Consider the following 10,839-nt stretch of genomic DNA (forward strand, 5'->3'; position numbering starts at 1 on the left):
CTCATGTCAGCCGACTCCCTCTCCACCGAGTCCACCGCCTTCCGCGCCGCCCTCGACGTGATCCGAGCCGTCGAGCCGCGCGTGGCCGACGCCATCGGCCAGGAGGTCGCCGACCAGCGCGAGATGCTCAAGCTGATCGCCTCCGAGAACTACGCCTCCCCGGCGACCCTCCTGGCGATGGGCAACTGGTTCAGCGACAAGTACGCCGAGGGCACCGTCGGCCGCCGCTTCTACGCCGGCTGCCGCAACGTCGACACGGTGGAGTCGCTGGCCGCCGAGCACGCCAAGGAGCTGTTCGGCGCCCGCCACGCCTACGTCCAGCCGCACTCCGGCATCGACGCCAACCTCGTCGCCTTCTGGGCCGTCCTCGCCGACCGTGTCGAGGCGCCCTTCCTGCAGAAGACCGGCGTCCGTCAGATCAACGACCTCTCCGAGGCCGACTGGGCCGAGCTGCGCCAGGCCTTCGGCAACCAGCGCATGCTCGGCATGTCCCTGGACGCCGGCGGCCACCTCACCCACGGCTTCCGCCCGAACATCTCCGGCAAGATGTTCGACCAGCGCTCCTACGGCACCGACCCGGCCACCGGCCTCATCGACTACGAGGCGCTGCGGACGTCCGCCCGTGAGTTCAAGCCGCTGATCATCGTCGCGGGCTACTCGGCCTACCCCCGTCTGGTGAACTTCCGGATCATGCGCGAGATCGCCGACGAGGTCGGCGCGACGCTCATGGTCGACATGGCGCACTTCGCGGGCCTCGTCGCCGGCAAGGTCCTCACCGGCGACTTCGACCCGGTCCCGCACGCCCAGATCGTCACCACCACCACCCACAAGTCGCTGCGCGGCCCGCGCGGCGGCATGGTCCTGTGCGACGACTCCCTCAAGGACCAGGTCGACCGCGGCTGCCCGATGGTGCTGGGCGGCCCGCTCCCGCACGTCATGGCCGCGAAGGCCGTCGCCCTCGCCGAGGCCCGGCAGCCCGCGTTCCAGGACTACGCCCAGCGCATCGTCGACAACTCCCGCGCCCTGGCCGAGGGCCTGATGCGCCGCGGCGCGACCCTGGTGACCGGCGGCACCGACAACCACCTGAACCTGATCGACGTCGCCACCTCCTACGGTCTCACCGGCCGCCAGGCCGAGGCCGCGCTCCTCGACTCCGGCATCGTCACCAACCGCAACGCCATCCCCGCCGACCCGAACGGCGCCTGGTACACCTCCGGCATCCGCGTCGGCACCCCCGCCCTGACCACCCGCGGTCTGGGCACGGCCGAGATGGACGAGGTCGCGGGCCTGATCGACCGCGTCCTGACCACCGCCGAGCCGGGCACCACCAAGTCGGGCGCCCCCTCCAAGGCCTCCCACGTCCTGGACGCGAAGGTGTCCGAGGAGATCGCCCAGCGGGCCACGGACCTGGTGGCCGGCTTCCCGCTGTACCCGGAGATCGACCTCGGCTGACGCCCCCGCGGCCGTCAGAGGTCGATCAGCTCCTGTCGTGGCTCGTCCCGCGGCGGTCCGGCCCCGTGCCGGGCCGCCGCGCGGCGCATCAGCAGCGTGCCGCCGACGCCGGCCACGAGCCCGGCACCCAGCCCGGAGAGCCCCCACCGGACCGCACTCCGGCCGGCGACGGATTCCTTCCCGGTGCTGTCCTCCCCGGTGCCGGAGACACTGCCCAGCCCGCTCAGCACCTTCTCCCGCTCCAGCTCCACGAACACCGAACGCGGCGCCCGGTGCCAGCGGATGTCGTCGTCGCGGACCTCGGGCGCGGGATCGCTGCGGATCCAGGGCGTGCCGTCGGCCGTCACGAGCAGCTGGTCCTGCCGCTCCACGGCCACGTCACCGCCCGGCGCCCGGTCCGTCCGCGGCCAGCCCCCGACGCCGCTCAGCCCCCAGACCACGGTGAAGTGCACCGGCGGATAGTGCCCCTCGTCCCAGTCCTCCGGCACCCGCTCCGTGCCCGTGTACGTCGGCGCCAGCAGCCGCCGCAGACACGCGAAGGCGGCCTCGCCGGACCGCAGCACGGTCGTCCGCCCCGTACCGCCCGCGACGACCATCGCCACGTCCGGGACGTCCCGCTCGCCGTCCGCGTGAGCCGCCGGGGTGCCGCACACCGCGAACACCGCCACCGCCGACACCAGGGCCCCGCACCCGGCCCCCGCCCGTCCCCCCAGCCGTCGCATCGGCCTCCCCCTCGCTGCTCCGCCGTCCGTCCCCCACCTTGTTACACCGCCGGGCACAGATCGGTTCCCACCTGTTTCCGGCCGGTTCCGGATCGGGTCCGCGAACCTGAGAGAATGGTGAGCATGGCCTCTGACCGACCTCGCGTGCTGTCCGGCATCCAGCCCACCGCCGGCTCGTTCCACCTCGGCAACTACCTCGGCGCCGTGCGCCAGTGGGTGGCGCTGCAAGAGAGCCACGACGCGTTCTACATGGTCGTCGACCTGCACGCGATCACGATCCCGCAGGACCCGGCACAGCTGCGGGCCAACACCCGGCTCGCCGCCGCCCAGCTCCTCGCGGCCGGCCTCGACCCGGACCGCTGCACGCTCTTCGTGCAGAGCCATGTCCCCGAGCACGCCCAGCTGGCCTGGGTCATGAACTGCCTCACCGGCTTCGGCGAGGCCTCCCGCATGACGCAGTTCAAGGACAAGTCCGCCAAGCAGGGCGCCGACCGGGCCAGCGTCGGCCTGTTCACGTACCCGATCCTCCAGGTCGCCGACATCCTGCTCTACCAGGCCCACGAGGTCCCGGTCGGCGAGGACCAGCGCCAGCACGTCGAGCTGACCCGCGACCTCGCCACGCGCTTCAACGGCCGCTTCGGCGAGACCTTCACGATCCCGAAGCCGTACATCCTCAAGGAGACGGCGAAGATCTACGACCTGCAGGACCCGTCGATCAAGATGAGCAAGTCGGCGTCCACGCCGAAGGGCCTCATCAACCTCCTCGACGACCCCAAGGCCACCGCCAAGAAGGTCAAGAGCGCCGTCACCGACACCGACACCGTCATCCGCTACGACGCGGAGAACAAGCCGGGCGTCAGCAACCTGCTCACGATCTACTCCACCCTCACCGGCAAGACGATCGCCGAGCTGGAGGCCGAGTACGAGGGCAAGATGTACGGCGCGCTCAAGACCGACCTCGCCGAGGTCATGGTCGAGTTCGTCACGCCCTTCCGGGAGCGCACCCAGCAGTACCTGGACGACTCGGAGACGCTGGACTCGATCCTCGCCAAGGGCGCGGAGAAGGCGCGCGCCGTCGCCGCCGAGACCCTCGCCCAGGCGTACGACAGGGTGGGCTTCCTGCCCGCCAAGCACTGACGTACACCGCCGAACACACGTACCACCGGGCAGAGCGCTGCACATCACTACGGTTGCGCCTGCCCGCGGCACAGCCGTGGCCGTACAGTCGATAGCCGACGGCCGACAGACCGACCCGTCACGACGACAGGAGACGACGTGGGGACCGTAACGATCGGAGTGTCGATCGCGGTCCCGGAGCCACACGGCAGCAAGCTCCAGCAGCTGCGCGCGGGCTTCGGCGACGCCGCTGCTCACGGCATCCCCACGCATGTCACCCTGCTGCCGCCGACCGAGATCGACGGCGCCGACCTGGCGGCCGTGGAGGCGCACCTGGCCGAGGTCGCCGCCAGCGGCCGCCCGTTCCCGATGCGCCTGTCCGGCACCGGCACCTTCCGGCCGCTGTCCCCGGTGGTCTACGTCCGGGTCGCCGAGGGCGCCGAGGCGTGCACCTGGCTGCAGAAGCAGGTCCGGGACGCCTCCGGTCCCGTGCCGCGCGAACTGCAGTTCCCGTACCACCCGCACGTCACGGTCGCCCACGGCATCGACGACGAGGCGATGGACCGCGCCTTCGAGGAACTCGCCGGCTACGAGGCCGACTGGCCGTGCACCGGGTTCGCCCTGTACGAGCAGGGCGCGGACGGCGTGTGGCGCAAGCTGCGGGAGTTCGCCTTCGGCGGCACGGTCGTACCGCCGCAGGCCGGTCACGTCGAACGCGGCACCATCGGCAGCCGCTAGCAGCCGCCGCCGGCCGTCAGAGGGCCAGCCGCCGGAACAGACCGCGCGGGACGTGCCGGAGGGCCGACATCACCACGCGCAGCGCGCCCGGCACCCACACCGTCTCCGAGCGCCGCCGCAGGCCCAGTTCGACGGCCGTCGCCACGCTCTCCGGCGTCGTCGCGAGCGGGGTCTCGGGCAGTCCCTCGGTCATCTTCGACCGGACGAACCCGGGGCGTACGACCATGACGTGCACGCCGGTGCCGTGCAGCGCGTCGCCCAGCCCCTGCGCGAAGGCGTCCAGGCCGGCCTTGCTGGAGCCGTAGATGAAGTTGCTGCGCCGGGCCCGCTCGCCGGCCACGGACGACAGCACCACCAGCGAGCCGTGCCCCTGGGCCTGCAGCGCGCGGGCGGCGACCAGTCCCGCCGAGACCGCGCCCGTGTAGTTGGTCTGCACGACCCGCACCGCAGCGGCCGGTTCGCGCTCGTCGCCGGCCTGGTCGCCGAGGACGCCGAAGGCGAGCAGCACCATGTCGACGTCGCCCTCCGCGAAGATCTTGCCGAGCACCTCCTCGTGCGCGCCGGGGTCGAGCGCGTCGAAGGCGACGGTGTGCACCTCGGGACCCAGGGCGCGCAGTTCGGCGGCCGCCGTCTCCAGGGCGGGGGAGGGGCGCCCGGCGAGCCACACCACGCGCGTGCGGCGCGCGATCAGCCGGCGGACGGTGGCGAGCGCGATCTCGGACGTTCCGCCGAGGACGAGCAGGGACTGGGGCAGACCGAAGGCGTCCTTCACGACAGCAGCTCCTAGAGGGCGAGACGGCGGGACAGGTCCGACACGAACACCCCGCGCGGGTCGACTCGCGCGCGCAGCGCCCGGAAGTCGTCGAGGCGCGGGTACATCGCGGCGAGCAGTTCGGGGCGCAGACGGGAGTCCTTGGCGAGGTAGACGCGCCCCCCGGCCGCGGCGACCTCCTCGTCGAGACCGTCCAGGAACGCGCCGAGACCGGGCAGGCCGGCCGGGATGTCGAGGGCCAGCGTCCAGCCCGGCAGCGGGAAGGAGAGCCAGCCCGGGTCGGCCTCGCCGAACCGCTTGAGGACCGCCAGGAAGGACGGGCAGCGCCGGTCGGCGATCCGGCGCACGATCCGGCGCAGGGTGTCCTCCCGGCCGTGCCCGACGACGAACTGGTACTGCACGAAGCCGCCGCGGCCGTAGACGCGGTTCCAGTGCGGTACGCCGTCCAGGGGGTGGAAGAACGACGGGATCCGCTGCAGCTCTCCGGTACGGGCGCGGGGCGCCTTGCGGTACCAGAGCTCGTTGAACAGGCCCACGGTGGTACGGCTGAGCAGTCCCTCGGGCAGGAAGGCCGGCGCGGCCGGGAAGCGGGGGGTGCGGAACTCCAGCGCCCTCGTACGCGCGCGTGCCGGCAGCGCGTCCAGGGGAGCGTGGTCGCCGCGGGTCAGGACCGCCCGGCCGGTGGCGGCGCCGCGGGCCAGCAGGTCGATCCAGGCGACCGAGTACCGGTAGTGGTGGTCGGTGCCCGCCAGCCGGGCCATCAGGTCGTCCAGGTCGCTCGCGCGCTCGGTGTCGACCGACATCAGGGACGTCTCGACGGGCAGCAGGCGGAGGGTGGCGGTGAGGATCACGCCGGTCAGTCCCATGCCGCCGGCGGTCGCGTCGAACAGCGGGGTGCCGCGGCCCACCGTGCGGATCTCGCCGTCGGCGGTGAGGAGTTCGAACGACAGGACGTGCCGGGAGAAGCTGCCGGACACGTGGTGGTTCTTGCCGTGGATGTCCGCGCCGATCGCGCCGCCGACCGTCACCTGCCGGGTGCCGGGCGTCACCGGGACGAACCAGCCCAGCGGCAGCAGCACCTCCATCAGGCGGTGCAGGGACACGCCCGCGCCGCACAGCACGGTGCCGTCGTCGGCGTCGATCGCGTGGATCCGGTCCAGGCCCGTCATGTCGAACACCGCCCCGCCGGCGTTCTGCGCCGCGTCGCCGTAGGCCCGTCCCAGCCCTCGCGGGATGCCCCCGCGCGCCCCGCACTCCCGGACGGCGGCGGCGGCCTCCTCGTAGGTCCGGGGACGGATCAGACGGGCCGCGGTGGGAGCGGTGCGCCCCCATCCGGTGACGGTGGTGGTGACCGGTGCGGTGCTGGCAGACATGCGGGTGACCGTATCGCCCCGGTATGGGCGTCAGGTCAAGGAACATCAACCTCCTCCCCGAAATGGGTGATTAATGGGATGTCATTGAATATGTCCGTCATTCCGGCGGGGTCGGCGTGAACAGTGAGTCCTCATGGACCTCCTGGACCACCGAATCCTCACCGCCTGCCGCGCGTACGGCGCCGACGCGCGCGTCGCCGGTGTCGCGCGCGCCCTCTCCCGGGCCGGCGAGCACGGAGCGCTGTGGCTCGCGACGGGCCTCGTCGGGGCCGCCGTGGACGGCGCGCGGCGCGGCGCCTGGTTGCGCGGCGCGGCGCTCACCGGGGGAGCGCACCTCGTCAGCATGGGCGTGAAAAGGGTGGTGCGACGCCCGCGCCCGGCGCACGTCGAACACCTCGCGCCCACCTTCGGCCCGCACTCCTTCCCCAGCTCCCACGCGACCTCCGCCGCAACCGCCGCCCTGGTCTACGGCGCCCTCGGCGCGTACGCCGTACCGCCGCTCGCCGTCGCGATGTGCCTGTCCCGGCTGGTCGTCGGCGTGCACCACCCCTCGGACGTGGTGGCGGGCGCGGCCCTCGGGGCGCTCACGGCGCGCCTGGGTGCGCGCTGGGTGGGAGGGGGCGCGCATGACTGAGGCAGCGCCTCTCACGAACGGCGCACGCTCCCAGGAGACGGCGCTTCTCGATCAGCGCACGCCCGCGCGCACCCCCGCACCACCCGCGCAGCGCACCCCCGCCACCGTCCTCGTCGGCCTGCTGAGAACCGCACGTCCCAAGCAGTGGGTCAAGAACCTCCTGGTCGTCGCCGCCCCCGCGGCCGCCGGCGAGCTGTTCACCCGCCCCGCGATCCCCCGCCTCGCGGCCGTCTTCGTCCTGTTCACGGCCTGCGCCGCCGCCGTCTACCTCGTCAACGACGCCCGGGACGCCGACGCCGACCGCGCCCACCCCGCCAAGCGCCACCGCCCGGTCGCGGCCGGCCAGGTCCCCGTGCCGCTCGCCTACGCCGTCGGAGGCGTCCTCGGCGTGCTCGCGCCGGCCGTCGCGGCCTGGCTGGTCTCACCGGCCGTCGCGGCCCTGCTGACGGCCTACCTCGGCATGCAACTGGCGTACTGCGTCAGCCTCAAGCGCGTCCTCGTCGTGGACCTCGTGGTCGTCACCACCGGCTTCCTGATGCGGGCGGTGTCCGGCGGCCTCGCGCTCGGCATCCCGCTGTCCCGCTGGTTCCTGATCACCACCGGCTTCGGCGCCCTGTTCATGGTGGCGGCCAAGCGCTACTCCGAAGCCGTCCAGATGGCCGGGAAAGCGGGCGCCACGCGCGCGCTGCTCACCGAGTACACCACCGGCTACCTGCGCTTCGTCTGGCAGCTGGCCGCGGGCGTCGCCGTCCTCGGCTACTGCATGTGGGCCCTGGAGGAGGGCGGCCTCCCGCACACGAGCGTGCTGCCCTGGCGGCAGCTCTCCATGATCGCCTTCGTCCTCGCCGTCCTGCGGTACGCCGTCTTCGCCGACCGCGGCGCCGCCGGGGAACCCGAGGACGTCGTGCTGCGCGACCGGGCCCTCGCCGTCATCGGCCTGGTCTGGCTGGCGATGTACGGGCTGGCGGTGGCGAACTGGTAGCCGGCCGCGGCGCGGCCACCGGCACCGCTACCAAGGCGCCTTTCGGGGGTACAAGCACATTGGTCTCCCCGAGCGAGGGCAGAGTCGGATCATGGACTGGCTGAAGAAGCTCCCCGTCGTCGGGCCGCTGGTGGCGCGCCTGACGGCCACACACGCGTGGCGGTCGTTCGAGCGTCTGGACCGGGTGAAGTGGGCCCGGCTGGCCGCCGCGATGACGTTCACGAGTTTCGTCGCGCTCTTCCCGCTGCTCACCGTGGCCGCCGCGATCGCCGCGGCCACGCTCAGCGAGACGCAGCAGACGGACCTGCAGAACAAGATCGCCGAGCAGGTGCCCGGCATCTCCGACCAGCTCGACATCAACGGCCTGGTCCAGAACGCCGGCGCCATCGGCCTCATCGCCGGCGCCGCCCTGCTGTTCACCGGCATCGGCTGGGCCGGCTCGACGCGTGAATGCCTGCGCGCGGTGTGGGAGAAGCCCGACGAGGAGGAGAACTTCCTCCTGCGCAAGGCCAAGGACCTCGGCATCCTCGTGGGCCTCGGCGGCGCCGTCCTGGTCACCCTCGCCGCCTCCACCGTCGCCTCCGCGATGGTCGGCTGGATCACCCGGCAGATCGGACTGGAGAAGGGCGGCTGGGGCGGGATCCTGCTGTACGTCGCCGCGTTCGCCGTCGCCGTCTTCGCCGACTTCCTGCTGCTCCTGTACGTCCTGACGATGCTGCCCGGCGTCGAACCGCCGCGCCGCCGCCTGACCGTCGCGGCACTGACCGGCGCGGTCGGCTTCGAACTGCTGAAGGCGCTGCTGAGCGGCTACATGCAGGGCGTGGCCGCCAAGAGCATGTACGGCGCCTTCGGGGTCCCCGTCGCCCTGCTGCTGTGGATCAACTTCACCTCGAAGCTGGTCCTGTTCTGCGCCGCCTGGACGGCGACGCAGAGCCAGGAGCAGGAGGTGCGCGAGGAGGAGGGGGAGGAGCGGGCGGGGATCGTGGGCAAGGTCAGGGACGAGAGCGGCGACGTACCAGATCCGGCAGCGGCCAGCGGCGGTTGACCAGGAACGCGGCCGCCGCGAGCAGCGCCAGCGCCCCGCCGGCCAGCGCGAACGCGGTCCCCATGCCGCCGCCGGTGTGCCCGGCCGCCTTCGCCGCCGGCGTGGCCGAGGCGTTGCTCCCGGCGCCGCCCGCCTGCCCGGCGGTGGCGTTGGCGCCCGGCTGGGCGCTCGCCCGGGCGGCGCTCCTCGGCGGCACCAGCTCCCCCACGGAGCGCGCCTTTCCGGCCGCCGCGAAGCCCCAGTCGAAGAGCTTGGCGGTCTCCTTGTAGACCTCGTTGTGCTCCGGCTTCTCGGGGTGCATGACCGTCACCAGCAGCACCCTGCCGTCGCGCTCGGCGACACCGGTGAAGGTCGCGCCGGCGTTGGTGGTGTTGCCGTTCTTGACGCCTGCGATGCCCTGGTAGACGGAGATGTCGGTGTCGCCGGCCAGCAGCCGGTTGGTGTTCTGGATCTCGAAGGGCGTCCGGACCGTCTTGCCCTTCTTGTTCTTCTTCGTCTCGCCCGGGAACTCGGCCCGCACCGTCGAGCAGTACTCGCGGAAGTCCTTCTTCTGCAGGCCCGAGCGGGCGAACAGCGTCAGGTCGTACGCGGAGGAGACCTGCCGGGGGGCGTCGTAGCCGTCGGGCGTGACCACGTGCGTGTCCAGGGCCTGGAGCTCCTGGGCGTGCGCGTTCATCTCCTTGACGGTGTTGCCGACGCCGTCGTTCATCGCCGACAGCACGTGCACGGCGTCGTTGCCGGAGCGCAGGAAGACCCCGAGCCACAGGTCGTGGACCGTGTAGGTCTCGCCCTCCTTTATCCCGACCAGGCTGGAGCCGGCGCCCATCCCCGCCAGGTCGGCGGGCACCACCTTGTGCTTCTCGCCGCGCGGGAACTTCGGCAGCAGCGTGTCCGCGAACAGCATCTTCATCGTGGACGCCGGGGGCAGCCGCCAGTGCGCGTTGTGCGCGGCGAGGACCTCGCCGGACTCGGCGTCCGCGACGATCCACGAGCGCGCGCTGATGTCCTTGGGGAGCACGGGCGCGCCGCTGCCCAGGTCGACCTGTGTGCCGGGCCGGCCGAGCCGGGCGCCGCCCACGGACGACATGCCGGCCGGGGGAGTGGCCGAAGGACTCGTGGAGGGGCTGGGGGCCGCGAGGGCGACGGGCGCGGTCAGCGCGAGCGACGACAGGGCGGCGGAGGTGACCAGCAGGAATCGCCTGGCGGTCTTCGTGGGTGCGGGCACGGACGGAAAAGTACAGGGCACCGGGCGCGATGTCCCGCCGCCTGCCCCACCCCGGGCGCGCGGCCGGAGTGGCGGCGGCGATACTGAACGCATGAAGCTCAGCCGCCCTGTCTCCTGGTTCCTGCTCGCCTTCGGGGTGTGGAGTTGGGTCATCTGGGTCACTTTCGTGAAAAATCTCATCAAGGACGGCAGCGGTCTCGCGTTCGACGACGGTCACCCGACGGCCTACTTCTGGGTGCATCTGACGCTCGCCGTCGTCTCCTTCGTATTGGGGACGGTCATCGGCGGCATCGGGTTGCGTGGACTGCGCGCATTGCGCCGCACTTCATAACGCGACGAACGCCGCCGGACCTGCGGGACCGGCACGACAGACTGCGGGGTACACGGCACGGTGATCATCGTCTTCGCTCTGCTCGCGCTCGGCGTCCTGGTGGGAGCCAACTGGTACCTGTGGCGCCGGCTGTTCCGCGACACCACCCGGCGCGCGGGCCCCGCGCGCCGGGCGGGGGCGGCGCTGATCGCGGGCGGCTGGGCGCTGGCCGTCGGCGCGCTCGTCGCCGAGCGCGCCGGAGCGCCGTTCTGGCTGCAGCAGGTGCTGGCCTGGCCGGGCTTCCTGTGGCTGGCGCTGTCCGTCTACCTGCTGCTGGCGGTGGTGGCGGGCGAGGTCGTACGACCGCTGCTGCGGCGCTTCCTGGAGCGGCGGGCGCGCACGACGGCCGCCGCGCCGGCGGACGCCGTGCCGGTGCCGGCGGGAGTCGCCGCGACACGGGCACCGGCGGC

The 10,839-nt window shown here is 72.7% G+C and carries 11 protein-coding genes and 1 pseudogene; 8 read left to right on the top strand and 4 right to left on the bottom strand.

The features are described 5' to 3' along the window. Positions 1-3 precede the first annotated feature (3 nt). Complete coding sequence (locus tag M8J74_RS39185) at positions 4-1,452, top strand: glycine hydroxymethyltransferase (protein ID WP_249841003.1); 1,449 nt, start codon at positions 4-6, stop codon at positions 1,450-1,452. A 14-nt stretch (positions 1,453-1,466) separates the two neighbouring features. Here the strand turns inward: M8J74_RS39185 and M8J74_RS39190 are convergent, their stop codons facing one another. Beyond that, positions 1,467-2,174, bottom strand: coding sequence for a hypothetical protein (locus M8J74_RS39190; protein ID WP_372500418.1), 708 nt, complete (start codon positions 2,172-2,174; stop codon positions 1,467-1,469). A gap of 123 nt (positions 2,175-2,297) precedes the next feature. On the opposite strand from M8J74_RS39190, the gene trpS reads away from it, so the two are divergent. Both trpS and M8J74_RS39200 read left to right on the top strand, forming a co-directional pair. After that, a complete protein-coding gene (gene trpS, locus M8J74_RS39195; RefSeq protein WP_249841004.1) occupies positions 2,298-3,311 on the top strand; it encodes a tryptophan--tRNA ligase in 1,014 nt (337 codons plus the stop codon). A 138-nt stretch (positions 3,312-3,449) separates the two neighbouring features. After that, the gene (locus M8J74_RS39200; RefSeq protein WP_249841005.1) at positions 3,450-4,028 is read left to right on the top strand and encodes a 2'-5' RNA ligase family protein; all 579 of its coding nucleotides are present in this window, start codon (positions 3,450-3,452) and stop codon (positions 4,026-4,028) included. Between the two features lie 16 nt (positions 4,029-4,044). On the opposite strand, the gene dprE2 is transcribed toward M8J74_RS39200, so the two are convergent. Continuing rightward, entirely contained in the window at positions 4,045-4,800 is a 756-nt protein-coding gene (gene dprE2 / locus M8J74_RS39205; RefSeq protein WP_249841006.1) for a decaprenylphospho-beta-D-erythro-pentofuranosid-2-ulose 2-reductase, read from the bottom strand. Positions 4,801-4,811: 11 nt separating this feature from the next. Beyond that, positions 4,812-6,173, bottom strand: coding sequence for a decaprenylphosphoryl-beta-D-ribose oxidase (gene dprE1, locus M8J74_RS39210; protein WP_249841007.1), 1,362 nt, complete (start codon positions 6,171-6,173; stop codon positions 4,812-4,814). Between the two features lie 133 nt (positions 6,174-6,306). Between dprE1 and M8J74_RS39215 the strand changes: the two genes are divergently transcribed. From M8J74_RS39215 to M8J74_RS39225, 3 genes are all read left to right on the top strand, one after another. Continuing rightward, positions 6,307-6,807 (top strand): phosphatase PAP2 family protein, encoded by a 501-nt coding sequence (locus M8J74_RS39215; protein WP_249841008.1) that lies wholly within the window; start codon positions 6,307-6,309, stop codon positions 6,805-6,807. Further along, positions 6,800-7,789 carry a decaprenyl-phosphate phosphoribosyltransferase gene (locus tag M8J74_RS39220; protein ID WP_249841009.1) on the top strand — a complete coding sequence of 330 codons (990 nt, stop codon included), beginning with the start codon at positions 6,800-6,802 and terminating at the stop codon, positions 7,787-7,789. Before M8J74_RS39215 ends, M8J74_RS39220 begins: the two co-directional genes overlap by 8 nt. 91 nt (positions 7,790-7,880) lie before the next feature. Next, on the top strand, positions 7,881-8,834 hold the full coding sequence (locus M8J74_RS39225) for a YihY/virulence factor BrkB family protein (protein WP_249841010.1): 954 nt from the start codon (positions 7,881-7,883) through the stop codon (positions 8,832-8,834). Here the strand turns inward: M8J74_RS39225 and M8J74_RS39230 are convergent. Then, the gene (locus tag M8J74_RS39230) at positions 8,782-10,059 is read right to left on the bottom strand and encodes a D-alanyl-D-alanine carboxypeptidase family protein (protein WP_249841011.1); all 1,278 of its coding nucleotides are present in this window, start codon (positions 10,057-10,059) and stop codon (positions 8,782-8,784) included. The genes M8J74_RS39225 and M8J74_RS39230 overlap by 53 nt on opposite strands. Positions 10,060-10,150: 91 nt before the next feature. On the opposite strand from M8J74_RS39230, the gene M8J74_RS39235 reads away from it, so the two are divergent. Together M8J74_RS39235 and M8J74_RS39240 are read left to right on the top strand one after the other, a co-directional pair. Further along, a complete protein-coding gene (locus M8J74_RS39235) occupies positions 10,151-10,390 on the top strand; it encodes an SCO4848 family membrane protein (RefSeq protein WP_058923639.1) in 240 nt (79 codons plus the stop codon). A 60-nt stretch (positions 10,391-10,450) separates the two neighbouring features. After that, positions 10,451-10,839 (top strand): annotated as a pseudogene (locus M8J74_RS39240) (metallophosphoesterase); the annotation flags it as partial.

The organism is Streptomyces panaciradicis (assembly GCF_023516615.1).
GTDB classification, from domain to species: domain Bacteria; phylum Actinomycetota; class Actinomycetes; order Streptomycetales; family Streptomycetaceae; genus Streptomyces; species Streptomyces panaciradicis.